Raw genomic sequence first — 24,681 nt, 5'->3', positions numbered from 1 at the left:
ATGAAAATATTAAATAAAATTCGTTATACTTTTCTGGCAATTGTTTTACTAACAAGTTGCGGAGTTAAAAGCCAAAACAAAAGCGAAGAAAATAGTGTCGCGCAAACGGAAGAAATCCGAATGGAAAAACCGGATGAGTTGGGTATGAATGCCGATTCACTTGCAGGTAAGGTTCAGGAGCAGGCAATTGGTGCTGTTGAATCATTGAATGACCAAATAGTGGCAGAAGCCGCAGAAGCTCTCGCACAAGTTTACGTGGCGCTTGATGCCCTCGAAGCAAAGGATACCAAAGGAGCTCTGGCAGCGCTTGAAAAATCAACCGGCAAGTTAAATATTTTACTGGCCCGTAAACCCGATTTGGCACTGGTACCTATTGAGGTATCGGTTAAAACCGTTGATCTGGTGACCGACCTTGAAACAATCAGGGATATAAAAAGAGCAGCAAGAAAGGCCTTAAAAGAGAACCATTTCCAGGTGTTGCGCTATGAGTTAGCAAAACTGGCCAGTGAATTGCAGGTTACTAAAGTTGAATTACCTTTAGCAACTTTTCCCGAAGCCATGAAATCAGCAGCGGTTTTAATTGACAAAGGGAAAACTGATGAAGCCAAAGTAGTGCTATACACAGCTCTTAACACATTAGTTATAAGCGAAGAACGCATTCCTTTGCCTATACTGAGGGCACAGGCGCTTATCGCACAGGCCATAACCGATGATGCTTCCAATGAAGACAAAAAGAAAGAGGTGCTCGCACTTCTTGACAATGCAGAATACCAGTTAATTATGGCCGAAGAGCTTGGTTATGGCGACCGCGACCGTGAATATAAAGAACTAAACAAAACCATTAAAGAATTGAAAAAATCAGTGAAAGATGATGGTGATTCTCAGGCATTGTTTGAGAAATTTAAAACAAAACTTGCTGATTTTAAGAAAAGAATAGCTTCATAACAATTTTTATTCTTAACTTTTAGATTAAATTAACCGGGGCTGTAAAATATTAAATAACATACAGCCCCTTTAGGCAATAAAAGCCGGAATAATATTTCGAAAGTTTAAAAATGTTGATTAATAATTCCAAAACAGTGCAAACATGAAAGCGAATTACATAGCCTTGTTCAATGCTTTTTCAATAACCTTTTCGTCATGCAATGTACAGGAAATAAAAAAAGGAAAAGAATAATAATGAGTCTGATACTACTTTAATATTGGGTAACCAACCTATAGAAGATATTAAGGTAAATAAAGAGTACGATGAGAATGGAAATTTAATCCGTTATGATTCTACTTACACCTATTACTATTCAAATATTGAAGGAGATGAAATTGCTGCCGACAGTATTTTTAATAATTTCCGGAATATGTTTGAAGACAATTATTCTTTCTCAACAACGCCATATTTCAATGATTTGTTTTTCGAAGACAGCTTGTTGAAGTATGATTTTTACAAAAACGACTTTTTTCACGAACGTTTTATGAATAATATGCAACAAATGGAAAGACTATTTTGGGAAATGGACTCTATCGAAAACAAGTTTTTCATGGAACAATTTCCTGAGAAAGGAAAGAATGAATAACATTATTTCACTATAAATCGGTATTCCTGAGTAAATAGGGTTACAGATTATAAACATCAAATAACTGTAATTCTTGAGAAAATGGATGATATTGACAAATATAGTATTTTGGGTTTAATATTCGGCTGCCCCTTAAAAGACGAAATTGCCGAGAAATGTCCGTTTCATTACATCAGGAAAAAAGAACCATCTGAAAGGAACAAAATTGTATTAAAATATAGTGAAAAGAAGCTTATAGAAATGTTACATTTTCATAATTGCAGATTGTGTAGCAAAAAGTAGTTGTTTAATCTTAAAATCTTTAACATTATGATGCTTTGGTTGATATTCGGGATATTATTTATTTTAAGTTTGATTGCGGGAAGCAGACTAAAATCCAAATTCAGAATATATTCAGCAATTCCTACTGCCAACGGCATGAGCGGAGCCGAAGTTTCAGCGCTTGTGCCTTTACAAAATATCAGCGCAACTATTTTAAATATGATTTTTATTGGTATGTTTTTTGGCTCGTTTTTACTCGGAAGTTTATTCTCCATGCAAACGGCACCTTTAATAATTGTTGCATGTTATGGAGTTTTTACACTTTTTGCATTTATTACACTACCAGTTGAATTTGATGCAAGCAGCAGGGCATTAGCATGGATTCAACGTACCGGAATAACCGATTATTATTCACGCTCAAAGGCTGAAAAAGCATTGCGTTTGGCAGCTTCAACTTATGTAATAGCTGCCTTGTATTCGCTTGCTACTTTACTCTATTATTTGTTTGCTTTGCTTGGACATAGTGATGAATAACAACTATTTAAGAATATGGAATACAAAGATTACTATAAAATACTGGGTGTTGATAAGAAAGCCTCTCAGGATGAAATAAAGAAGGCATATCGCAAACTGGCGGTAAAATACCATCCGGACAAAAATCCCGGGAACAAGGAGGCAGAAGAAAAATTTAAGGAAATTGGTGAGGCTAATGAAGTATTGAGTGACCCGGAAAAAAGAAAACTATACGACCAACTGGGCTCCAATTGGAAGCAATACCGGGATGCTGGCTATGACCCATCAACCGCTGGTGGAAGAGCAAGATATTCACAGGGTGCACCCGGGGGGCAATATTATTATGAGTTTGAAGGCGACCCTTCTGAGTTTTTTGGAGGTGGTAGCAGTGGTTTTTCAGACTTTTTTGAGTCTTTCTTTGGAAGAGGAACCAGACAGGGGAAAGGATTCTCTGGTACCGGCGGGTTTTCCGGGTTCGGTGCAGATATACCCGGTAACGACCTGGCAGGAGAAATAACTATTTCTTTACAGGAAGCCTACACAGGTACCGAACGCATTATTGACATTGGGGGTGAAAAGATTAAGCTGAAAATAAAACCTGGAGCTTACTCTGGATTAAAACTCCTCGCAAAAGGAAAAGGAGAGAAAGCCCAGGGAGGAAAGGCAGGCAACCTGTACATCACCATCAACGTGTCCCCTCACCCGGATTATGAGCGCAAAGGAAACGACTTGTATATGAACATGCCTGTGGATTTGTTTACAGCACTACTTGGTGGCAAAATGGAAATCCAAACCCTGTCAGGCAGAATAAACATGCAAATTCCTGAAGGTACTCAAAACGGCAAACAGTTCAGGCTTAAAGGAAAGGGTATGCCTGTATATGGTACATCTTCCCATGGTGACTTATATGTTAAAATTCAGGTGAAGCTACCGGATAAATTGACCCCGGAACAAAAAGAACTGGTTATGAAATTGAGAGACAGTGTTCAGAAAACAAATCGTTGATTGAAAATGACCAAATTAAATATGAAAAAAGTTTAATCAAATAAGAATCAAAAATTAATAGCCAATTAAAATGAAAACAATAATTGTACCTACCGATTTTTCTGATTGCACAGATAAAGCACTACGTAATGCCGCTTATATTTCAAAAAAAACCGGTGCCTTAAAATGAAATAAGATGAAAACAACAATTCATAACAAACATTTATTGACAGATAGCAACTTGGCAAGTCAGTTTAGAGAGGTCATAAAAAATCATAATAAATGGTTTGACCGCATGAATGTTCTTCTTAATTCCAATAAACTTGATGTTTATTTAACAGAAACCAATAAGGGGATAAAAGCAACTTTTTATTTAAAACAAGGAGCTAACCAGGTTTTTGTAGAAGCTGAAGGCACTGATCCGGCGATCTTAGCTGAACAAATAATGACCCGGCTTAAATCCAGGTTTTTAAGGCAATTTATAGTTTCACAAAAAAAAACAAGACTTAACATAGCAAACAAGCATTTATCCCAACTTAATAAGCTAAGAAACGAAGAGGATAAAGAACACTTTAACTTCCTTATAAAACAACTTTTGCCTGCTATCCGCGGGTTTGTAGCCAGGTATCTTTCGTATAGCAAAACAAAAGTTCCCAGCGGGTTTACAATTGATGATTTGGTGGATGAGATATACCTTGCTCTTTATGAAAGATTTGAAGAACGACCTAAAAATGACAAAGAGTTCTCCCCATGGAGTTTTCAAATTGCCCGCGAAACTTTGGAAAGTTTTATGGAAAAGCATTACACAAAAAACGCACATATTTCGTTCGATAAGCTGGCTGAAGAAGAACTTTTAAGCATGGAAGAAAAATTTACCGCTGATGCAGACGGAGAACTTATCATGCAGGAAGATTTGGATGATATTTCTTACGAGAACACAAAATTAGGCAATGAGATTCTCAACAACGATGCGCTAATTGAACTCCCTGCCGATTTTGAAATTGAACCCGTTGTAAACGAGGTTTTGGCTAATGTTGATGAAAATGCTAAACGGGCTTTTGAACTGTTCTGGCTACATGAAATGCCTGCTAATGAGATTGCAAAATCGATGCATATGCAAATTGAAGCTGTCGAAAATATCATTGATGATATCTCATTCAGTATTGTATCAAAACTAAAAAATAAAAATGTATGAAAAAGATAGAAACAATAGTTCTGTACAACCAAAATGTGCCATTGCATATTGGGGCTTTTATTGAAGCCATAGAACAATTGGAAATGCACTTCAATGCTGCATCCATGGAACAATTTTTCGAATCAGATAAGGAGTTGGGGATGGCTATTAAACGGGCAATGGCTATTTGCAGGAATTTAGGGTTTCCGCTTGCGCAGCACTTCCGCAAAAGGTACGTTTCTAACAGCGATTCGCATACCTTAAAGATTGACTGGCAAATGTCTAAAACGGCGTATTTCCTAACCATGATTAATGGCAACCCAGACAATCCTTTAGTTGGCCGTTTTCAATGGGAGTTGTTAAAAAAAATGGTCTGATTTATTTCTTAATGAAACCCTTATGCACTGCCGTCCACAACAAGGACATGAACCGAGCTTGCGAGCTCGCCAAAGGCAATAAACAAGAGGGTTCCACGGAAATAGAAGTGCTAAAGTCAATTTTGACGATTATTAGTGTTTAAAAAGCAGATGTCTAATTAAAAATATATTCGAGGGAATAAATAGTTTCAAACTTTTAAACTAAAAAACAATAAAAATGACAACAATTAGTAATGAATTTCAAGACGAACAAAAGGTAATAAAAAGTATTTCCTCAAACTGGTGGGCTTTCATCATTAAAGGCTTCCTTGCGCTAATATTCTCTGTGTTGGCTTTTATTATGCCCGCTACAGCCATACTTGCCCTGGCAATTGTTTTTGGTGCATTTGCCTTAGCTGATGGTATTTTTGGCATTATTGCATCGGTTCGGAAAATCAGGAAGGGAAAGCGGTGGGGATGGCTTATTTTTAGCGCTATTATAAGTATACTGGCAGGTATTGCTGTTATTGCTTCTCCACTTATTGCCACTGTTGCAATTGCCAGCTTTTTATGGGCCAGCATTAGTTTTTGGTCAATATTCGTTGGCATATCAGAAATAATAACAGCCTTTCGGCTTCGCAAAGAAATCAAAGGAGAATTGTGGATGATATTTAGCGGATTATTCTCAGTTATATTGGGAGCTATCATCCTCTGGATGTTTATAACCCAACCTGAAAATGTATTGTTGGCTTCGGGTTGGTTGCTTGGAATTAATGCGTTTCTATCGGCAATGACTTATTTCTTTTTGGGTTTTAAATTAAAAAAAACATCAGAAAATGGTGAAAAAACAAAACTTTGGTAACTTTAACTTTTATTTGAAATGAATCATGGATTGTTAAACGGACTGTTTATAGTATCGCTTACGATATTATTTTTAGCACTTTTATTAAAAAGAGCGAAACAACCTTATTTTATTGCCTATATCATAGCGGGAATCATTCTGGGGCCTGAGGTGTTCGGGGTTATTTCAAATTCATCAACGATTAACGAAATTGGAGAACTTGGTGTAATATTACTCATGTTTTTTATCGGAACAGAAATTAACCTGCCCGACTTTTCTAAAAGTTTTAAAAAACCGTTACTGGGTACATTATCGCAATTGCTACTCAGTTTTGCTTTCATGGCTATAACAGGTCAAATTTTAAATTGGTCCTGGCAGGTAATTATACTTTTGAGTTTTGTCATCAGTTTAAGTAGTTCTGCCATTATTTTTCAATATTTATCAAACACTGGGCAAATTAAAAGTAAAATAGGGCTGTTAACATCCGGAGTATTAATCATGCAAGATATACTCATCGTACCAATGATGCTTACCTTAAACTTTATGGCCAAAGGTAAATTGGAGACCATTGAGTTAGCAAGAACAGTAGTTGGCGGTCTGGCCATATTGATTTTTATGCATTTCGCCATTCGCAAAAAACTAATAAAAATTCCATTCAGGCATGATTTGATACGAGACCACGACTTGCAAGTATTTTTGGGTTTTGTTTTGTGTTTTGGCATGGCACAGGTAAGTCATTGGTTTGGGTTATCGGCTGCTTTGGGGGCGCTTTTGGCAGGTATATTGGTAGGACAGGATAAGTCCACCCAATGGTTAGATCATGCCCTGGTCCCTTTTCGTGTTTTCTTTTTATCCTTTTTCTTTTTAGCAGTTGGTTTGCAACTTAACCTACACTTCGCATACCAAAACATTGGTGTTATATCGTTAATCACCCTTGCAGTTATGGTTATTAATAGTTTAATAAATGCCATGATATTTAAAGGCATGGGCAGTACATGGCATGATAGTATATATGCCGGAGCTTTGTTATCTCAGATTGGCGAATTTAGTTTTGTTCTTGCTAGTGCGGCTGCTTCCCTGGGGGTAATAGGCGATTATAGTTATCAAATGACCTTAGCTGTAATAACTGCTACCATGATGATAAGTTCTGTTTGGATAGGGATAATACAAAATTTCATTTATAAGCTCCCTAAATTACCTCAGAACTAAATTATCTGATGTAAATGGATTCAATTTAAACCCAGACTTATTCAATTCAATGAACTCAAATTTCATAAAGATGGGATTAACCATTATTTTGGTGATAGTTGTATTCCTTCTGAAAGCGTTAAAAACGACTTATTAAGCTTTCTGCACTTTATTCATATGAACCACATCGTCCTATTTCTGGTAAGAAAAACAATTGCTATAGCTTTTTGGATTGCTTTGATTTTTTTAACGCTTATAATTTCGGGGGTAAACCTAAATAATATTTGGGTATATCTTGGTGGAGACTTCGGGAAGAGTCTCTTTTTTTGTGGGTCTTTTTCATTAACTTTACAGAGTAACTGATTTATGCAATTGGAAAAACTGACTAAGTTTTAGTTCAACATTGTATTTGCAAAATGAGGGGTGACGTGCAAACTTGGAGCTTTGCGCTTCTATTCAAGTGTAGTGCTGGTTGACTGTTTTGTGCTCCGAAATCCGCTACGCCGTTTTCCGATAGTAGCAATGCGATCGGCGACCAAATCCAAATCAAAAGTCAGACACTTTATAAATCCATCAGTATTTTATTGACACAATTTCAAATTGCTTTTCCGCTTTTCCCAATTTCAATATCGCGCGATCGCCTACCTTTCTGTCCATAAAGATTTTCGCAATCGGAGAGGTAAACGCTATTTTTCCTTCTGCAACATTTGCCTCATCGACGCCCACGATTTGATAGTGCTGGATTTTGGGATCGGAATCAACCTTAAAGTACACTTCAGCACCGAACCTGACAATATTCTTTGGTTGTTTGGCAAGATTAACAATTTTCGCAGACGAAATTCGATCGAGTAACAATTGCAATTTCGCATTGATTAAATTTACGGCAATACGATTTTCATTCTCGTCCGAAATCAAAGTATTGTCACGCTCATGAATCATTTGATCACGTTCGGCGAGTAACTGACTGTATCCGAACTCTGTAACGAAGTTTACCGTACCGGGCGGTAAATCGGCGCGGGGCGGAATCATCGGGAGTTCCTCCTGATCACCTTCTTTCACAAATCCTCTACTTATATATTCCAGTTATACATTTATTCTGTTACACTTAAAATTACTGATATACTTAAAAAATTCACCAAATAAACTTGACAATTTTAAGGTTATAAAGTTTGCAAACCTGTTCCAAAAGGCAATTAAGTACAAAGCACGCACTTCAGCCAACAGCCGCTTAGAAGCAATTGCTTCATTGTCTGTAATGTAAATATACATTTTTTAAGTAACTTCGCATTCTTCAGACGCAACTTTCTTCGAAAGACGCAATTGCACTTAGCGTCGAAGTGTTAGCAGGAATTCCCCTACTCGAAAACGGAGTTGTTTTTAGCCGCTAACGAAGAAATTTTCACTATTTTGAATAATCAAATGGTCAAAAATTAAAATCTATAAATATTTGATTATCAATGAATTAATTTAACGTTAGTCAGAATTTTTTGAAAATCCAGGAATTTAAGAACGAATTGGAAGAAATTACTAAATACTTAAAAATAAATGAAGATAAAGTTTATCTAAAGCTTTCTCTGATATTTTTTTTGGTTAGGCTTTTCTTCAAAGTACCAATATATTACAAACTCAAAACCATTTTTGACTTGAAAAACCAACACTGAATTGAAAAAATCACCGAAGCAAAATAAATAATAAAAAAACCTGAGATACACTCCTGCTGAACGGAAGCTTCGCGAGCTTTGTTACAGAGCTGAACCAAAAGCAAATTTTATTATATTCATAAAAAAAGCAGCCTATTTTTGATAAACTGCTTTTTTTATTTTTAAGAGAATTTTTATGGATTCTCTGCTGTTGCATCCCTTGCAAGATCTGCATCATCTGGCATTTTCTCCAAAGTTTTATCCAGGTTAAATAAGGATTCATCTGTTGCTTGGTCACCGCCGGCAATCTTTAATTTGTCAATTAGATTCATGGCTAAAGTTTCTTCTTCAATCTGCTCTTTCACAAACCATTGCAAGAAATTGTAGCTAGCCCAATCTTTTTCTGCCATCGCCATATCCACTAGCGCATATATTTTTTCAGTATTGTCCACTTCATGTTTAAATACCAAATTAAAGCAGTCTGTCAGGTTTTTAGGATCTTCACCTGGAGCAGGAAGCGCTTCCACTTTTGGTTTGCCACCTCTGTTCAGGATATAACTCATAAATTTAATCGCGTGATCTCTCTCTTCCTGCGCGTGGCGGAACAAGAAATTGGCAATACCGCCGTAACCTTGATCTGCCGCCCAAATTCCGTAAGAAAGATAAACACGAGACTGTAAATCTTCAACATTCATTTGTGCACTCATCGCGTTTTCTAAATTGGCTGAAATTCTTTTTGCATCCATAATTGTGTTGATTTTAATATGCCTTTTAACTATCAAAAAGAAGTCCATAGAGCCTTTTTCTAAGCTTAAATTCATTCTAAAAAATTAAATAAATTTTTATTATCGTTGACAAATTTTCAGTTAGTAACATTAAAATAATTATTCCCAAATAAAATACCTGCCTTGCAATGAAGATTTTTTTTATCTTCCATTATGATTTTATTATGAAATACTGTTGATTTTAATTATTTTGGAATGTACGGTGACCAAATTGGCACGTTTAAGAAAAATTTCACTTCCATCATCAACACTTACTTTACTGAAGAACAAAATGCCGAAGTCTTAAAAGGCGCAGAAAGAGCCTACGCTGAGCTTTTGAGTTATTGATGATTTTAATAAGTCTATTTTACGCCAATCTTTGTAATTTCTTAATGCTATAGAGAACAATAGTCTCGGGAACGGAGGGAATTTCTCAAATTTCATAAAGTCCGTCTTCAGTAAAAAAGAAATATTGACATTTTTCGGGGTGATTCTTAGTGTCTAATCCCGTAAAAGAGCTGAAAGCTGGCAAGATCAGTTGTTGCGGAGTTACAATATAACTTGGAAATCTCAAAAACCGATGTACCGCAGTTTTCACTCGCACTCCAGGATGCAAATGTCCTGAAATCACAAATTTTTCCTGATTTTCTAATTTATCATGACTGAAAATTAACTCGTCTTCTTCATACGTTGCATAAATTTCATCCACACCCCATTTTTGCAAATGGTCTTTAGACAGTCGATCGTGATTTCCTTTAACCAAGATCATTTTAAGATTCGGGAATTGAATTTTCCAAGTATGAAAAATATCCAATTCGGAGTTCTTTCCCGCATGGAGAAAGTCCCCAACGATGATTAATTGATCAGGTTGAAAATGATGAATCAAATCACTCAAACGTCGCAAATCATTCTGAATTAAATTGTCGGGTAATGCAATCCCGTTTTTTCTAAAATGAGCGGTTTTGCCCAAATGCAGATCGGAAAAAATCAACGCAGAAGATTCTTCCCAAAACATCGCACGCTGATTGGTTAAAATAATATTTTGATTTCTAATGAGTATTTTCTTTTCTGCAAGCATCATTCTTTTCTACTTTTTTTCTTCAAATTGTTCTCCTGCATTTTTCGAATTCGTGTGGCCAAATCTTCGCTAGACAAGGATTGTCGCAAACTGTCCACTTTAATCGGAAAACTTAATGGCGTAAACCGATCGGAGAAAATATAGACAATTTTACTCGTGCTAATTCTCTCGAAAGCGCGTACAAACCGTGCTTCTTCTAATTGTTGATTGAAAACTTCGGTGTAGGCCTGTCTCAACAACAAATTTTCCGGATCATAATCTTCCAACACCGAAAAAATAATGCCAGAAGAGGATTGCAAAGATTTGTTATTTACCTGTCGCCCGGGCATCGTTTGTACAACCATTCCCGAAATTACAGCAATATCACGAAATTTTCGTCTTGCCATTTCGGTAGCATTTACGCTGCTGATAACGTCTTGCATTAAGTTTTCTTTGGATAATATTTGATGTAAATCTTTTTCTGATAGTTTGATTTCACGGTCGGAAAACAATTCAAAACCGTAATCATTCATCGCCATCGAAAAACTGATGGGATATAATTTTGAAATGCGATACGCCAATAAACCGGCCATCACTTCGTGTACCAAACGCCCTTCAAAAGGATAAAAAAACAGATGATAACCTTCACGGGTTTTAATTTGTTCCACTAAAAATTCGTCCTCTTTGGGAATGTGCGAAAATTTATTTTGATTGGCTAAAAGCGGATGCAGAAACCGCAGTTCTTTTTCACGGGCGTTGGGCGAAAGCGATTCGGCTAATTTTTTTCGTAAAAAGAAACTTAAATTGGATGAAAGTGGCAATCTTCCGCCCAACCAACTTGGCGTGATCGCTTTTCCACTAGAGGATTTCACGTAAACCGTCATTTCTTTGAGCATCGCATATTCCAAAACTCTGCCGGCCAAAATAAATTTGTCACCTTTGTGAAGTTTTGAGATAAAATATTCTTCAATCATCCCTACGTAACCGCCTGAAAGAAATTTCACTCGTAACATGGAGTCGCTAACGATTGCACCGATATTCATCCGATGGAGCATTCCAATTTTACGTTTTTCCACGATCAGTTTGCCATCCACTTGAGGAACCACTTTATGGAATTCTTCGTAATTTTTTCCTGTTTTTCCTCCTTGAGTAATAAAATAAATGCACCATTTCCATTCGTCTTTGGTCATCTCAGAAAAAGCGTAGGTATTTTTAATCACCGGAAAAAATTGATCGGGATAAAATCCGCCACCCAGCGCCAAAGTTACCAAAAACTGCACGAGTACATCGAAAGCTAAAACAAAGGGTTCTCGATGCTCGATGATTCTCAATCTTACCGCTTCTTTTAATGCCGATGCTTCAATCAACTCTAAGGAATGTGTGGGAACGAAATAAATTTTTGAGGTTTCAAAAGGGGAATGCCCACTCCTCCCCGCTCTTTGCATAAACCTTGCAACGCCTTTACTGGATCCAATTTGGATGACGGTATCAACAGGTTTAAAATCAACACCCAAATCCAAGGACGAGGTTGAAACCACTGCTTTCAATAAACCAGAACTCAGATTTTCTTCCACCCATTGCCGAAGATTGGCATCAATAGAACTATGATGCAAAGCGATTTGTCCCGCAAAATCAGGATAAGCTTCCAAAAGCAATTGGTACCACATTTCCGACTGACTACGCGTGTTTGTAAAAATCAATGTAGATTTGCTGTTGAGAATAATAGGAACCACTTCCTGCACCAATTTACCACCTAAATGCCCTGCCCATGGCAAAATTTCGACTTCAGGAGGATAAACAGAAAGAATTTCTATCTTTTTTTGCTCTTTGGCAACCACTTTCGTTCGTTTGGTGGCATCGGGAATCAGTACTTCTAGGGCTTGATCTAAGTTCCCGATAGTCGCCGTGATGCCCCATATTTTTATCTTCGAATTTTCAAATTTTAAAGCTGCTAATGCCAACTCAACCATAACGCCACGTTTGGTGCTCAGCAATTCGTGCCATTCGTCTATCGCGACACATTGTAAATTTTTGAAAAATCGTTGATGTTCTTTTTGAGCGAGAAGCAAGTGCAAACTTTCGGGCGTTACCAGCAGAATATCGGGCATATTCTTGGTTTGTCGCATCTTTTGTTTGAAATCCGTGTCGCCATTTCGAACTTCTACCACCCAATCCAGACCGATTTCGTCGATGGCTTCCTGCATTGCTCGGGCCAAATCTTTAGCCAGGGAACGCAGAGGTGTTACCCAAATAAGTTTTAATCCGGATTTGTAATTTTGTGGATGATTAAAGAAATCGATGATGACTGCTAAAAAAATCGAGTATGTTTTTCCGAAACCCGTCGGAGCAACAACCATTCCCGAATAACCGTTGGAAAAGCGCTGCCATGCTTCGTTCTGAAAAGAAAAAGCCGACATTCCTTTTTCATTCATCCATTTTTGGACAAGTTGATATCCTTTCGACTGTTGAAATTTTTGGGTCACGTAATGAGTTTTTTTATATCTTCGATATCATCGATTTGGTCTGCAGTTTTATCTCGTCGCCATCGTAAAATTCTAGGAAAACGCAACGCTACACCCGATTTATGCCGACTGCTGAAACCAATGCCTTCGAAAGCCAGTTCAAAAACCAATTCGGGCTTCACGGTACGCACGGGACCAAATTTTTCTACGGTATTTTTTGAAATGAATTTGCTTACTTCTTGAATTTCTTTATCTGTTAAACCCGAATATGCCTTGGCAATCGTCACCAATTTGTCTTCTTTTTTCACCGCAAAAGTGTAATCAGTGTAAAATCCGCTTCTTCGTCCGCTTCCTTTCTGGGCATAAATAAGAACTGCATCAATGGTTAAAGGATCGATTTTCCACTTCCACCAATCCCCTTTTTTTCTGCCCGTGTGGTAAGGCGAATGGTAGTTTTTTAACATTAAACCTTCGCTGTTGATATCACGTGCATTTTCTCGGATTTCGCCCAGTTGATCCCAACTTTCAAAAACAATTTTTTCTGAAATCCGTATTTTATCGGATGGATTGTCGTTGAGAACTTCTTCAAGCTTCAAACGCCTTTCCACCATATTCTTAGACCGATAATCCTCGCCTTCCCATTCCAAAAGATCGTAAGCAAAAACGACAATCGGAATTTCTTCCAACATTTTTTTGGTTAATGATTTACGGTTGAGTCGTTTTTGAAGTTCATTAAAATTAAGGACTTTATCGTCTTTGAAAGCCAAAATTTCACCATCAATCACAAAATTCCCATTCCACTGCAAAAGCTCATCACGAATTTCGGGAAACTGACCCGTGACCAACTCTTCGCCTCGCGACCAAATAAAAACCTCATCATTTCTTTTAATAAACTGCCCACGAATTCCGTCCCATTTATATTCAATCAACCAATCTTCGGGCGCTCCCAAGTCATTTAGTTCTTTTTCCAAAGCATAAGCCAGGCAGAACGGATACGGTTTTGAGAGGTGCGTTTCGGTATATTTCCCTTTTACAAGATATTCAAAATCAACCTCATCGGGATTCCAGTGGCCCATAATACTGTGCGTTACAGCGCTGGGATCCAGGTCATAATGTTTTGCTAAGGTGTTGATTAAAGTCTTAGATGAAACACCAATTCGGAAACTGCCCCCCAATAGTTTATTGAAAATAAATCGCTCGACATAATCCAAATTTGACCACGCGTTCAACACAAATTCTTTTTTATCGGCTTCAGAAAAATCTTTTAAATCAATGATTTTTTCCATCCATTCGGAAAGCGACATTTCGATTTTATCGGTGGGAGGCGGTAAAATGAGAGAAATGGTTTCGCCCAAATCGCCAACAGACGAATAACTTTCCACAAAAAGCCACTCGGGAATTTTGGCCACCTCCATCGCCCAGGTTTTCATAAAGGTGGAGTTGACATTTCGCTTGGGTTTTTTGCCTGTAAACAAAGCAAGAAACCACAATTTATCTTGTGGAGACGCCACCTTCAGGAACTCGGAAATCGCTTCCTGTTTCAAGGAAGTTTTGTTGGTGCTGTCGAGCGCATTGATTAAAGTGGCAAAATCTTTCATTTCTTTAAACGTAAAATTTTTTGACCTGTTTTTTAAATGTAGGATACTTCAGTTGTAGTTATTTTCCGAAATAAAATGGATGAAAATTGTGTCGTGAACTTATTTTAAAGCTCAAAAAAATAGAATTTCTCGATACAAAATTCTTTCTGAATTCCATTCGAACTGATGAGTTTTTCATATAATTAAATAGCTAGTTCTAAATACTTTCATCGATGTCGGTTTTCTCTTCATCGTCACCAAACTCTGTTTTAATTTCGTCGGCATTAATTCCAATTTCATTCAAATATTTTGAGAAAACAGCTGTTTGACCGTGTGTGATGTGTACTTTTTCGGATTCGGTGGCTTTAATAGCTTCAATTAAACCCTGCCAATCGGCGTGATCACTCATTGCAAAACCCGCATCGGCACTTCGCCAACGCCTTGCCCCACGAATCTGCATCCAACCTGAACAAATTGCATAAGCCATATTCGGAATTTTCTTCATCGCTGGATTATCCACCAAAGCAGGCGGAAGAATCACAATTTTACCATTGAGATGTTTTTTCTCTTCGCGCAAATCCACCACATTATAGCCGGGAAGATGAACGCCAACACTTTGGTAAGCTTCATTCAGTTTTGCAATAGAGTAATGAACATTAAGCTCACCCATACCTTCCAAAGCTTTCATGATGCGTTGCGATTTTCCCAAAGAATAACCGATGAATACGGAAGTTTTACCATTGGCTCGATTTTGTTCTACCCAATTTCGCATTTGTTTTTCCTGATCCTCCACAGAAAGCCAGTTGTAAACGGGAAGTCCGAAAGTACTTTCCGAAACAAATTCGTGGCATTTTACCGACTCAAATGGGGTTGATAAACCATCATCCTGAATTTTATAATCTCCCGAAATCACTGCCACGTAACCTTTATACTCCATTCGGATTTGCGCTGAGCCAATGATGTGTCCTGCAGGATGAAGGGAAACTTTGACGCCGTTGATATTTAGGACCTCGCCATAATCCACGCCTTGGCATTCAATATTGCGACCAATTCTGGAATAGAGAATCGGTTTTGTAAATTGATGACACAGGTATTTTTTCATTCCACCTCGGGCATGATCTGCGTGTCCGTGCGTGATGACCGCTAAATCCACAGGTCGCCACGGGTCAATATAAAATTTACCCGGAACGCAATAAATGCCTTTGGATGTGAATTTAAGCAACATTGTTCTGATTCAAGACTTGAAAAAAATTAGGAAAATTTGATCCTCAATTAATTCTAAATCGGTGATTTTATTTTTTCTTTTTCTGATTGAAATAAATTAATCCAGCGCCTAACAATAATGAGGCAGCCAACACTTTTTTCGTTGTTTTTGAAGGCACAGGCAAACTGGTTTCACCATAAATTCGGTGTGGATATTGTGATGGCTCTAAAATATTTCCGCTGTCATCGGCATTGTTTTTATTCATTTTCATCATCATTCGCAGTCCGCCAGTTGCCAAATTGGTTACGCCATGTGGGAATAAATCGTGTGCAAATTTAATTAGGTATGAAGTTACATCTGGGAATTTATCTTTTTTCGGATTTTTCACAAGATTAAAAATTGCCTTTGCGGTATCTTTTGGATCGGCCGCGAAAGGTGGAATTTTAAAATCCAAACCCGAATATTTTGCCGAATGCATATTTCCTGTGGAACGCTGAACTTGTGGATACAGATTGCAAATATGAATTTGAGGATACGTACTGTACTCACTTTGCAGACCACTCATCATGCCTTTAATCCCTGTTTTTGTCGCCGAATAAACCGAACTGAAGGGCGCCGGCATAAAACCACCAATCGATACATTATTGATAAGTATTCCTTGATTTTGCTCTTTGAAAACAGGTAAGACGTAGTACGCGCCATGCATATACCCCATCAAGTTGGTTCTTATCACTTGTTCGTTAATATACATCGGGATTTCCTCAAATTTTCCGCTTGCCATAACGCCGGCATTATTTACCCAAACATCTATTCTTCCGAACTTTTCCAACGTATAATCAACCAAAGATTTCACGTCCTCAGCAGAACCCATATCGGTTGCTTTGTAAAATGCCGTCGCACCAAGATTTCGGCATTGGTCGGTAGCTTTTTGCAAACCTTCCTCACCTCTGGCAGCAAGCACAATTTGATAGCCATTTTTTGCGAATAAGTGTGCCGTGGCAAGACCGACACCGCTAGATGCGCCCGTGATTACCGCAGTTTTATTAATTAAACTTAAGTCTACTTCTGATGTATTTTTCATGATATTGAATTTTGTTTAAAAAAATTTTAGTAAAAAAAGCCACAGATATCTGAGGCTTTTATGAATCAGAATATTGATCTGATAAGCTTATTTAGCGACCATTCTATAAATCGCAAGACAAATAACTGCGCCACCTATTGCTACTAAAAAACTTGAAATATTGAAACCGGTCACGTCTACTCCAAAAATCATAGAACCTAACCAACCTCCTACAACAGCACCAATAATACCGATTAGGATGGTTACAATCCAATCTCCAGGATCCGCTCCTGGGTGAATAGCCTTAGCAATTGCTCCTGCGATAAGTCCGAAAATAATCCATGTAAGAATTCCCATAATATGTGGTTTTTTAATGTTAATGAATAAAGTATTAGTTATTAAAAAACTTACAAACGCGATGCCAAAAAACCTTTATTCTTAGGCTCTAAGGAAAAAATTTATTTAAATTTTTAATTTCATCTATCTGAAAATAAACCACTTATTATCTATTTAAGTTATTTCGAATTTTTTCTGATTTCTCGTAAACCGACTTTCTGAGATGTTGAATTTTACCAACCGGTTGAAGCGCTTCCATATTTATAAAAGGATTGAATGATAGTCTTTCCAAATCCAAACCATTCTCTTCTAAAACCTGCAAACAAGTTAATGTTCCAAAATGTTTGAATTCAGTATTCTTCCAGTCTCTTGTCAAAGTATTTATGGGTTGATCTTTTTCGTTATAAGCTAGCTGATAAAAGATATCGTACTGCAATTTTTCTTGATGAAGATATGCTTTCACATTTTCATGAATGGACTCACTTACTTTAAATTCGGGATCGAAAAGTTTAGGAACCAATTTCAATTTAATCATCTTATTTCCTAATCGATACACTCCAACCGAATAATAACTTCTAGCTAAAATGAAATGGTGAAAATTTTTAACCCAAGTTTTTACCGCTTTGAAAAATGAGAGATTTAACATTTCCAAAAACATGGGTGATACTGCTGAAATAATTCCTAATACTTTAAACGGCTTTAGTAAAAATGAACTCGTGAAAAACTGATTGATTTTTATAAATAACTTCAAAAATCCTTTGACTGAATCTGTAGGAAATACGGGGAAATTAACCAACGGATAATTGACTTCCTTCGATTCGGCTCTATAAATTTTCAATGCAAAGCCAAAGACGGGAAGTTGCTTATCCGATTTTGATATCTTAAGATTTGCATGCGATAAACGGACTAACGACTCGTACAAATCCTGAGGAAAAAATTCTTTAACAGATTCATCATGGGACGGCTCAAAAACTGCCTTAATGTAGGCATAAGACTTTGCATGGGCGTCTCGGGTGGCGTAATCCACGTCGCTTATTCTCTTCGATTTTTTAACAAAAAACTCGACGGAAGACAAAGCTTCACTTAATAGAGCCTCCTCTTCCGCCGAAAGTTGATTGTATTTAGGATGGTATGGTAACGAAGTTTTCACTAAACATCTAGTTTACCTTCCACACCTCCATCTTCAATAGAACTTCCCGTAACTGCCGCAAAAATCATCTTAGACATTGCGATGAGTTTATTTTCCTTAGTTTCGTAATAATAACCATCGTTCGGCGAAACTTTAATTACGCTTATATTGGGATCGTCTTTTCCATCGAACCATGCGTTGGCAAAATTCGTCCAATACTTTTCAATAAGTGCTTTATCCTGAGAAATACTCGCTTTGCCCTTAATAAAAATGTATTCGTATTTTGAGTTATTCATGAAATAAAGTTCAACATGAGAATCATTTTTGATATCTTGATTCTTATCACTATTTACATCGCTCAAAAACCAAAGATTGCCCTGTTCATCCACTTCCTGCAGAGCCATGGGTCTACTTTTTGTCTCGTTGTTTACATTTGTTGAGAAAAAACAGGTACCTGCAGATTCTGCGATTTCTTTAATTTTTTCAATTGCCGTCTTTCCGCTTAGATCTTCGTGCGGTGATTGTGCATTTGCCATAATATTTTGTTTTTTGATTGTTTCAAAAGCTGTTGCAAGTATTATGCCTCAAAAAATAAAATAATCATCAAAACAAATTCGAAAAAAAGTTGACAGTAAATAAATGAGCCACCATAATGCCTGCTATAAATTGTCTTAATTATTGTAATCGCTTTGGTAGGATAAGCAGACTTTCCTTACACCTACAAACCCAACAAAAAAGCAAACAAAAGCTTGGAAATGGTTATGCTGACGACTGCTTTTCGCAACAAATCTTTTTATTTTTGAATAAATCATTCAAAAAACATAAATTTGCGAAATATGAATTTTCCAGTTCTCATTCTCGAGTTTCTCAACAAGCATGGTCATGTGAACATTCCGGGTTTTGGTGTTTTCTATCTGAAGGACACCAATGCATCATTGGACAATGAAAATGCTCATATTTTGCCGCCGGGAAAAGAGGTTGCCTTTCGCACAGAAACTTCTGAAAAAGATGAAAATCTGGCGGATTTTATTATCCAAAAAAACAATCTTTCCCGAATTGAAGCCGAAATTGAAATAAGAAAACTCACTAATTTCTGGAATTCCACCCTGGAAAAAGACGGTAAAATCGCCATCGAAAACATAGGAACTTTCTTTCTTGATGACAGCAAACTGCGCTTCACAGGCGAAAGAACTGTAAACTTATCGCCGGATTTTTACGGTTTGGAAGAAATCAATCTTTCACAAATCAAAAACCCGCAACCGATTGAAAGCACAGAAAACGCTGCACAACCCTATCGTTTCAGCAAAACAATTTTCTGGCTCATTCCAGTTCTATTGGGAATCGGCGTGATTACTTACCTCGGTTTATCGCAACCGGAAATAATTTTCGGCCAGAAATCTTTTAGAAATGGCTTCGGTAAGCCCATCGCAAAAAAAATTGTGAATCCATCAGCAAAAACGGATTCCGCAGTGGTCAAGCAATTGGCTACAGACTCCCTTAAAACAGATTCAACAGCCACAACCATCGCTCCAGCAAAAAAGTGGAGCTCGAAAAAAAAATCTACTTCTAAATGGAAAAAATCAAGAAAGCCTCAGAATCATTAACGGTAATGACAAATATCGTTTTGCCCAACGAAACCAACTCACTCCGAAATCTTTTTGGAGGCGAACTGCTCGCGAGAATGGATCGTTGCGCATCGATTTCGGCGGCAAGACATTGCGAAAGACGCGTGGTAACGGCTTCTGTGAACCATGTTTCCTTTAATCATCCGATTCCGGAAGGCGGAATAGTAGTGCTGGAATCCAAAGTTTCGCGGGCATTTTCTACATCCATGGAAATTTATGTAGATGTGTGGTTGGATGATCCCATTAATCAAACAAAAACGCACACCAACGAAGGAATTTATACATTTGTAGCGGTAGATGAATTCAACCGTCCGATTCCGATTCCTAAAATCGAGCCGGAAACCGAAGAAGAGAAACTTAGATTTGATGCGGCATTGAGAAGAAAAGAACTTTCACTAATCCTTTCCGGAAGAATGAAACCTTCGGAGTCCGTAGAATTAAAAAAACTATTTTCAGAATAAAATGAAAATTCTTCAACTGGATAAAAATCATCCGCTCATTACCGAACAACTTTCTGCCAAAGGTTTCGAAATTGATGATGATTTCAGCTCGTCTTATGATGAAGTTTTAAAAAAAATAGATGCGTACGAGGGCATCATTATCCGCAGCAGAATCTCCATTGACCGCAACTTTATGGAACACGGTAGGAACCTGAAATTCATTGCCCGAGTCGGTGCCGGAATGGAAAACATCGATGGTGAATTTGCGACCAAATCTGGAATATCATTAATCAGTTCGCCAGAAGGAAACCGGGATGCTGTAGCGGAACACGTTTTGGGAATGCTTTTAATTTTGATGAACCGACTCTTCATCGCATCCAACGAAGTGAAAAACGGAATTTGGAAACGTGAAGAAAACCGCGGTGACGAACTTCTAGGGAAAACCTTCGGCATTATCGGGTACGGAAATATGGGAAAAGCCGTGGCAAAAAGACTATCAGGTTTTGGAGTTAAGGTGATTTTCCATGATATTTTGCCCAATCTTTCCGATGAATTTGCAACTCAAGTTTCATTAAAACAACTTCAGGAAGAAGCGGATATTTTGAGTCTGCACCTGCCGATTACTCCCGAAACGCGATATATTTTTAATGAAAAAATGATTGCCGGAATGAAGAAAAACTTCTATTTCATCAATACCGCCAGAGGAGAAAATGTGAATACGAAAGATTTGGTAAAAGCGATGAAATCCGGAAAAATAAAAGCCGTCTGCCTCGATGTTTTGGAATTCGAGAAACCATCTTTCGAAAATATCACTGAGAAAAATGAAGATTTAGAATACCTATTGAATTCGGAAAACGCCATCGTAACGCCACATATCGCTGGTTGGACTATACAAAGCAAAGAAAAGTTGGCGCAAATAATTGTGGATAAGATACTTGCCCAATTTCCGTAATTCTTAACAATTCTTTATGAGTTTCCAACTCTAAAATTTTAGCAAAATCCCTTATCTTGCGGAGATTTTTTTTCATAAAATTTTTTAGATGAAGTTATCCCGCAGATTATTTTTCCTTTTAATTCTTTGTTGTTCTCTTATTTCGTGCAAAAAAGAAAATCCCGCAGAAAACCAGCAAAAAACCACATTGCCCAATTACGGAAACGTCGATCTGGATGATGTTTTCAAAAATAAAGACATCAAACTAAAAAACAAAGATTCCATAGTTTCGGCAATTGATGATTACTACCAAAAAGTTTGGGTAAAAGGCGATTTGTGGGGCGGATTTTTAGTAGCAAAAGGCGACCAAATCCTCTACGAAAGCTACCGCGGTTTTGCACAAGACAATCAGCAAGTCCCAATTAATGATACCGTTGCGCTTCACGTTGCTTCCATCTCGAAATCGATTACTGCGATGGCAACGATGAAATTAGTTGAAGCCGGCCAACTGAAATTGGATGATCCACTCACTAAATTCTTTCCGAAATTCCCTTATCCGGAAGTTACGGTTTTCACCTTGCTTTCCCAAAGAAGCGGTTTGCCAAAATATGAGCATTTCATTGAAAAAATTCAACCACAACCTGCAGAACTTACCAAAAATTACATCACCAATCAGGATGTGCTGAATCTTCTGATTCGTTATCAACCAGAACTCGCAAGACCGACCAATACTGGTTTTATGTATTGCAATACGAACTACGCATTGTTGGCTTTAATAATAGAAAAAATTACCAAAACTCCTTTTCCCGAAGCGATGCAGCAAATTGTTTTCCGACCGCTGAAGATGAAAAATACGTACATTCTTCAGGAAAAAGATATGGAAAGATCTGCGAAATCTTTTTACCAAAGAGGTCCACGTGTTTATCCTTACGACCGCCTCGATTTGATTTACGGTGATAAAAACGTCTACACCACTCCACGGGATTTGCTGAATTTTTCTAAAGCATTGTTCGCTGAAAATTTCCTTAGAGAAGATTTAAAAAAGATGGTTTTCGAACCACACAGCAACGAAAAACCAGGCGTAAATAACTACGGACTCGGTTTCCGGATGAAGATTTTCGACAATAACGAAAAACTCACTTATCATAACGGTTGGTGGCATGGAACCAATTCGGTTTTTGCGCATTTGCTGAAGTCGAATGTTACCATTATCGCAATCGGAAACAAATATTCTAATCGGGTTTATACTTCGTTGGCGCTTTCCGGCCTGTTTGAAAATTTCCCGGTGGAGAAAGAAAAGTTCCAGAAAATCATGACTGACACGTAAGCAGCGAAAATTCCGAACGCTACAGATTCGCTAAATACCAAAAATGAGTCGTACAGCGAATAATTTTCTTAATTTTGTTCAAAACATTTCAATGAAGAAATTGTGTTTTCTTGTCATTCTCAATTTTATTTTGCTGTCCTGCGCACGTGTTGGATCACCAGTCGGAGGCACAAAAGATTCGATTCCCCCAAAAGTCGTAAGTTCCAATATTGATACGCCTCGTGTGAATGTTCCGCGAGATATCAAAGAATTGCGCATCGATTTTGATGAATATATCACGCTGAAAGATATCAACAAACAATTGATTATTTCGCCACCGCTGAAGAAAATGACCAAAATAATTCCTTCCGGAATAGCCAATAAATATTTGCTGATTAAGTGGGAAGATACTTTGCAAGCAAATACTACTTATAATTTCAACTTCGGGAATGCAATTGTTGATAATAACGAAGGAAATGCGCTTCGATATTACAATTTTGCATTATCTACAGGAGAAAAAATTGATGATTTGTACATCAGCGGAGAGCTGAAAAGCTTAATTGAAGATAAAGAAAAAAAATCGGAAGAATCGAACTTGGTAGTCGGACTTTATCAGGAGAAAGACACGATGAATTACCGCCAAAAGCCGTATTACATCACGAAAGCTGATCCAGATGGATATTTCGAACTCAATTATCTGTCGCCGGGAAATTACCATATTATTGCTTTCGACGATGCCAATTCCAATTCGGTATATGATCCAGGAAAAGAAAATATCGGATTTTTGAAAGAAAAACTAACATTAGATAAAAACATTTCCGGCCTTAAAATTAATCTTTTTCCATCCCGAAAAGAGCAGAAATATGCCGAAATGAAGGAAACTGCCGGAGGAATTCTAATGACTTTCGAAGGCAATCCAGAAACCGTGAAAGTACTTTCATTAAATGAAAAACTACAAGATTACAGAGTTACTCATTCGCCAAAATCGGACTCAATCAATATTTGGTTTGATGCTAAAAAACAAAACATCGGACTTGAAAGTAGCGAAAATCTGAAGTTCAGCTACGACGATGGCAAAAAACAAGATACTGTTTCTGTCTTCTATCGCTACAACGCGAAAAACGAGATGTCGATTAGCAATGCAAAAGGAAATTTGTTGCCACCCAATCAGGATTTTGTCATCAGTTCGAATTATTTTATTGATCGAATTCAACCTGAAAAATGGACGTTGGCTTCGGATAGCATCCAACAAGAATTTACTGCAAAAATTTCCGACAACAATCCTTATGAAATTCACATAAAATCCAGTTTTAAAGAAGGAAAAAAATACTCGTTGACGGTTCCGAAAGAAAGTATTTCTTCGTTTTATGAAACCATTGCTAAATCTTATCGGTTTGATTTTGAATCCGATAAAATGGAAAATTACGGAACATTTGTGTTGACAATCACCAATGCTCCGTCGCAGAAATTTTGGGTTCAACTCCTTAGCGAACACGGTACTGTCGCCTATTCCCGATACGGAACGGAGAATGTTTTGACATTTAATTCTTTAAAACCCGGAAAATATAAATTGCGGATTTTGGTCGATAATAACGAAAACGGAATTTGGGATTCGGCAGATTTCGGGAAATTAGAATTTGCAGAAGATGTTTTCGTATTTGAAAAACCGGTAGAAATTCGTCCATTATGGGAAGTTCGAGAGACTTGGGATTTGAAAAAAACCGAGGAGAAACCAACAATTTCAACGCAGGAACCCACAGAAAAAACCGTCACTACCACTCCAATTTCCAATCAACCTTAATGAAAACTTTCAAGAAAATTGTTTATTGGTCGCTAATTATTTTTGCAGTGATCCAGTTCATTCCGGTGGACAGAACTTTAAAACCTGTGAATCAACAAGAGAATTTCGTTACGGTTTTCAATACGCCCAAAAACGTTCAGCAAATCTTGAAAAAAGCTTGTTACGATTGCCACAGCAACGAAACTGTTTATCCAAAATATGCTTATGTAGCGCCAATTTCGTGGTCGGTACAGCACCACATCAATGAAGGTCGGGAGCATTTGAATTTTTCTGAATGGGGAAAATTCAATTCTGATTTAAAGCGTAATATGTTGGAAAATAGTATAAATGCAGTAAAAGACTACTCTATGCCTTTCCCGGGCTACGTTGCGCAACATCCCGAAGCCAATCTCACCAAAGCAGAGCGGGTACTATTGGTAAATTACTTTGAGGAAATTTTAAAATCAGGAAAGTACTGATTT

Annotated in this window: 25 protein-coding genes; 15 read left to right on the top strand and 10 right to left on the bottom strand. The window is 37.4% G+C overall.

The features are described from left to right. The 8 genes from H0S70_RS12050 to H0S70_RS12015 all read left to right on the top strand — a co-directional run bounded on the left by H0S70_RS12050 (position 1) and on the right by H0S70_RS12015 (position 6,909). On the top strand, positions 1 to 945 hold the full coding sequence (locus H0S70_RS12050) for a YfdX family protein (RefSeq protein WP_188320976.1): 945 nt from the start codon (positions 1 to 3) through the stop codon (positions 943 to 945). Positions 946 to 1,202: 257 nt separating this feature from the next. Next, on the top strand, positions 1,203 to 1,571 hold the full coding sequence (locus H0S70_RS12045) for a hypothetical protein (RefSeq protein ID WP_188320975.1): 369 nt from the start codon (positions 1,203 to 1,205) through the stop codon (positions 1,569 to 1,571). A 309-nt stretch (positions 1,572 to 1,880) separates the two neighbouring features. Continuing rightward, on the top strand, positions 1,881 to 2,366 hold the full coding sequence (locus H0S70_RS12040; protein WP_228453739.1) for a zinc metallopeptidase: 486 nt from the start codon (positions 1,881 to 1,883) through the stop codon (positions 2,364 to 2,366). 15 nt (positions 2,367 to 2,381) lie between these two features. Then, positions 2,382 to 3,350: a DnaJ C-terminal domain-containing protein gene (locus H0S70_RS12035; protein ID WP_188320974.1), complete on the top strand. Its 969-nt coding sequence runs from the start codon at positions 2,382 to 2,384 to the stop codon at positions 3,348 to 3,350. A 175-nt stretch (positions 3,351 to 3,525) separates the two neighbouring features. After that, the gene (locus H0S70_RS12030; RefSeq protein ID WP_188320973.1) at positions 3,526 to 4,524 is read left to right on the top strand and encodes a sigma-70 family RNA polymerase sigma factor; all 999 of its coding nucleotides are present in this window, start codon (positions 3,526 to 3,528) and stop codon (positions 4,522 to 4,524) included. Continuing rightward, complete coding sequence (locus H0S70_RS12025; RefSeq protein ID WP_139418839.1) at positions 4,521 to 4,880, top strand: hypothetical protein; 360 nt, start codon at positions 4,521 to 4,523, stop codon at positions 4,878 to 4,880. Before H0S70_RS12030 ends, H0S70_RS12025 begins: the two co-directional genes overlap by 4 nt. Positions 4,881 to 5,097: 217 nt before the next feature. Continuing rightward, the gene (locus H0S70_RS12020; protein ID WP_228453738.1) at positions 5,098 to 5,721 is read left to right on the top strand and encodes an HdeD family acid-resistance protein; all 624 of its coding nucleotides are present in this window, start codon (positions 5,098 to 5,100) and stop codon (positions 5,719 to 5,721) included. A 30-nt stretch (positions 5,722 to 5,751) separates the two neighbouring features. After that, positions 5,752 to 6,909, top strand: a complete 1,158-nt coding sequence (locus tag H0S70_RS12015) for a cation:proton antiporter (protein WP_228453737.1) — start codon at positions 5,752 to 5,754, stop codon at positions 6,907 to 6,909. Between the two features lie 552 nt (positions 6,910 to 7,461). Here the strand turns inward: H0S70_RS12015 and H0S70_RS12010 are convergent. Beyond that, positions 7,462 to 7,947, bottom strand: coding sequence for a GreA/GreB family elongation factor (locus H0S70_RS12010; protein ID WP_228453736.1), 486 nt, complete (start codon positions 7,945 to 7,947; stop codon positions 7,462 to 7,464). Between the two features lie 775 nt (positions 7,948 to 8,722). Then, positions 8,723 to 9,274 (bottom strand): ferritin, encoded by a 552-nt coding sequence (locus H0S70_RS12005; protein WP_188320971.1) that lies wholly within the window; start codon positions 9,272 to 9,274, stop codon positions 8,723 to 8,725. 234 nt (positions 9,275 to 9,508) lie between these two features. Here H0S70_RS12005 and H0S70_RS14515 point away from each other — a divergent pair, with 234 nt between their 5' ends. Further along, positions 9,509 to 9,640 carry a hypothetical protein gene (locus tag H0S70_RS14515; RefSeq protein ID WP_262891116.1) on the top strand — a complete coding sequence of 44 codons (132 nt, stop codon included), beginning with the start codon at positions 9,509 to 9,511 and terminating at the stop codon, positions 9,638 to 9,640. An 85-nt stretch (positions 9,641 to 9,725) separates the two neighbouring features. Here the strand turns inward: H0S70_RS14515 and pdeM are convergent, their stop codons facing one another. From pdeM to H0S70_RS11965, 8 genes are all read right to left on the bottom strand, one after another. After that, positions 9,726 to 10,373 (bottom strand): ligase-associated DNA damage response endonuclease PdeM, encoded by a 648-nt coding sequence (gene pdeM / locus H0S70_RS12000; RefSeq protein WP_188320970.1) that lies wholly within the window; start codon positions 10,371 to 10,373, stop codon positions 9,726 to 9,728. Next, positions 10,370 to 12,832: a ligase-associated DNA damage response DEXH box helicase gene (locus H0S70_RS11995; protein WP_262891115.1), complete on the bottom strand. Its 2,463-nt coding sequence runs from the start codon at positions 12,830 to 12,832 to the stop codon at positions 10,370 to 10,372. Before H0S70_RS11995 ends, pdeM begins: the two co-directional genes overlap by 4 nt. Then, positions 12,829 to 14,409 (bottom strand): ATP-dependent DNA ligase, encoded by a 1,581-nt coding sequence (locus H0S70_RS11990; protein ID WP_188320969.1) that lies wholly within the window; start codon positions 14,407 to 14,409, stop codon positions 12,829 to 12,831. The genes H0S70_RS11995 and H0S70_RS11990 overlap by 4 nt, the downstream gene beginning before the upstream one ends. 196 nt (positions 14,410 to 14,605) lie before the next feature. Then, positions 14,606 to 15,613, bottom strand: coding sequence for a ligase-associated DNA damage response exonuclease (locus tag H0S70_RS11985; protein WP_188320968.1), 1,008 nt, complete (start codon positions 15,611 to 15,613; stop codon positions 14,606 to 14,608). 67 nt (positions 15,614 to 15,680) lie between these two features. After that, entirely contained in the window at positions 15,681 to 16,673 is a 993-nt protein-coding gene (locus tag H0S70_RS11980) for an SDR family NAD(P)-dependent oxidoreductase (RefSeq protein WP_188320967.1), read from the bottom strand. Positions 16,674 to 16,760: 87 nt separating this feature from the next. Further along, a complete protein-coding gene (locus tag H0S70_RS11975) occupies positions 16,761 to 17,009 on the bottom strand; it encodes a GlsB/YeaQ/YmgE family stress response membrane protein (protein ID WP_188320966.1) in 249 nt (82 codons plus the stop codon). Positions 17,010 to 17,154: 145 nt separating this feature from the next. Next, positions 17,155 to 18,138 carry a catalase family protein gene (locus H0S70_RS11970; RefSeq protein WP_188320965.1) on the bottom strand — a complete coding sequence of 328 codons (984 nt, stop codon included), beginning with the start codon at positions 18,136 to 18,138 and terminating at the stop codon, positions 17,155 to 17,157. Next, the gene (locus H0S70_RS11965; RefSeq protein ID WP_188320964.1) at positions 18,138 to 18,653 is read right to left on the bottom strand and encodes a pyridoxamine 5'-phosphate oxidase family protein; all 516 of its coding nucleotides are present in this window, start codon (positions 18,651 to 18,653) and stop codon (positions 18,138 to 18,140) included. Before H0S70_RS11965 ends, H0S70_RS11970 begins: the two co-directional genes overlap by 1 nt. Positions 18,654 to 18,953: 300 nt before the next feature. On the opposite strand from H0S70_RS11965, the gene H0S70_RS11960 reads away from it, so the two are divergent. From H0S70_RS11960 to H0S70_RS11935, 6 genes are all read left to right on the top strand, one after another. Continuing rightward, positions 18,954 to 19,721 (top strand): HU domain-containing protein, encoded by a 768-nt coding sequence (locus H0S70_RS11960; protein WP_188320963.1) that lies wholly within the window; start codon positions 18,954 to 18,956, stop codon positions 19,719 to 19,721. Next, positions 19,688 to 20,203, top strand: a complete 516-nt coding sequence (locus H0S70_RS11955) for an acyl-CoA thioesterase (RefSeq protein ID WP_031501299.1) — start codon at positions 19,688 to 19,690, stop codon at positions 20,201 to 20,203. Before H0S70_RS11960 ends, H0S70_RS11955 begins: the two co-directional genes overlap by 34 nt. 1 nt (position 20,204) lies before the next feature. Next, positions 20,205 to 21,134 (top strand): NAD(P)-dependent oxidoreductase, encoded by a 930-nt coding sequence (locus tag H0S70_RS11950; protein WP_188320962.1) that lies wholly within the window; start codon positions 20,205 to 20,207, stop codon positions 21,132 to 21,134. A gap of 88 nt (positions 21,135 to 21,222) precedes the next feature. Then, a complete protein-coding gene (locus tag H0S70_RS11945) occupies positions 21,223 to 22,440 on the top strand; it encodes a serine hydrolase domain-containing protein (RefSeq protein ID WP_188320961.1) in 1,218 nt (405 codons plus the stop codon). Positions 22,441 to 22,531: 91 nt separating this feature from the next. Beyond that, positions 22,532 to 24,220 (top strand): Ig-like domain-containing protein, encoded by a 1,689-nt coding sequence (locus H0S70_RS11940; protein ID WP_188320960.1) that lies wholly within the window; start codon positions 22,532 to 22,534, stop codon positions 24,218 to 24,220. Next, positions 24,220 to 24,678 (top strand): heme-binding domain-containing protein, encoded by a 459-nt coding sequence (locus H0S70_RS11935; RefSeq protein ID WP_188320959.1) that lies wholly within the window; start codon positions 24,220 to 24,222, stop codon positions 24,676 to 24,678. The genes H0S70_RS11940 and H0S70_RS11935 overlap by 1 nt, the downstream gene beginning before the upstream one ends. Positions 24,679 to 24,681 lie beyond the last annotated feature (3 nt).

This window comes from Chryseobacterium manosquense (assembly GCF_014623485.1).
GTDB lineage: Bacteria > Bacteroidota > Bacteroidia > Flavobacteriales > Weeksellaceae > Kaistella > Kaistella haifensis.
Note: the sequence above shows the minus strand (reverse complement) of the source record. Positions and strands in the feature narration are given on the sequence as shown.

What these genes read in the sequence shown, in the direction of transcription:
- H0S70_RS11965 (WP_188320964.1), bottom strand. Translation starts at nt 18,653, where the DNA reads ATGGCAAATGCACAATCACCGCACGAAGATCTAAGCGGAAAGACGGCA.
- H0S70_RS12020 (WP_228453738.1), top strand. Translation starts at nt 5,098, where the DNA reads ATGACAACAATTAGTAATGAATTTCAAGACGAACAAAAGGTAATAAAA.
- H0S70_RS12050 (WP_188320976.1), top strand. Translation starts at nt 1, where the DNA reads ATGAAAATATTAAATAAAATTCGTTATACTTTTCTGGCAATTGTTTTA.
- H0S70_RS11955 (WP_031501299.1), top strand. Translation starts at nt 19,688, where the DNA reads ATGGAAAAAATCAAGAAAGCCTCAGAATCATTAACGGTAATGACAAAT.
- H0S70_RS11990 (WP_188320969.1), bottom strand. Translation starts at nt 14,409, where the DNA reads ATGAAAGATTTTGCCACTTTAATCAATGCGCTCGACAGCACCAACAAA.
- H0S70_RS11960 (WP_188320963.1), top strand. Translation starts at nt 18,954, where the DNA reads ATGAATTTTCCAGTTCTCATTCTCGAGTTTCTCAACAAGCATGGTCAT.
- H0S70_RS11985 (WP_188320968.1), bottom strand. Translation starts at nt 15,613, where the DNA reads ATGTTGCTTAAATTCACATCCAAAGGCATTTATTGCGTTCCGGGTAAA.
- H0S70_RS12035 (WP_188320974.1), top strand. Translation starts at nt 2,382, where the DNA reads ATGGAATACAAAGATTACTATAAAATACTGGGTGTTGATAAGAAAGCC.
- H0S70_RS12030 (WP_188320973.1), top strand. Translation starts at nt 3,526, where the DNA reads ATGAAAACAACAATTCATAACAAACATTTATTGACAGATAGCAACTTG.
- H0S70_RS12005 (WP_188320971.1), bottom strand. Translation starts at nt 9,274, where the DNA reads ATGGATGCAAAAAGAATTTCAGCCAATTTAGAAAACGCGATGAGTGCA.
- H0S70_RS11935 (WP_188320959.1), top strand. Translation starts at nt 24,220, where the DNA reads ATGAAAACTTTCAAGAAAATTGTTTATTGGTCGCTAATTATTTTTGCA.
- H0S70_RS12040 (WP_228453739.1), top strand. Translation starts at nt 1,881, where the DNA reads ATGATGCTTTGGTTGATATTCGGGATATTATTTATTTTAAGTTTGATT.
- H0S70_RS11940 (WP_188320960.1), top strand. Translation starts at nt 22,532, where the DNA reads ATGAAGAAATTGTGTTTTCTTGTCATTCTCAATTTTATTTTGCTGTCC.
- H0S70_RS11945 (WP_188320961.1), top strand. Translation starts at nt 21,223, where the DNA reads ATGAAGTTATCCCGCAGATTATTTTTCCTTTTAATTCTTTGTTGTTCT.
- H0S70_RS11975 (WP_188320966.1), bottom strand. Translation starts at nt 17,009, where the DNA reads ATGGGAATTCTTACATGGATTATTTTCGGACTTATCGCAGGAGCAATT.
- H0S70_RS11980 (WP_188320967.1), bottom strand. Translation starts at nt 16,673, where the DNA reads ATGAAAAATACATCAGAAGTAGACTTAAGTTTAATTAATAAAACTGCG.
- H0S70_RS11950 (WP_188320962.1), top strand. Translation starts at nt 20,205, where the DNA reads ATGAAAATTCTTCAACTGGATAAAAATCATCCGCTCATTACCGAACAA.
- H0S70_RS12025 (WP_139418839.1), top strand. Translation starts at nt 4,521, where the DNA reads ATGAAAAAGATAGAAACAATAGTTCTGTACAACCAAAATGTGCCATTG.
- pdeM (WP_188320970.1), bottom strand. Translation starts at nt 10,373, where the DNA reads ATGATGCTTGCAGAAAAGAAAATACTCATTAGAAATCAAAATATTATT.
- H0S70_RS14515 (WP_262891116.1), top strand. Translation starts at nt 9,509, where the DNA reads ATGTACGGTGACCAAATTGGCACGTTTAAGAAAAATTTCACTTCCATC.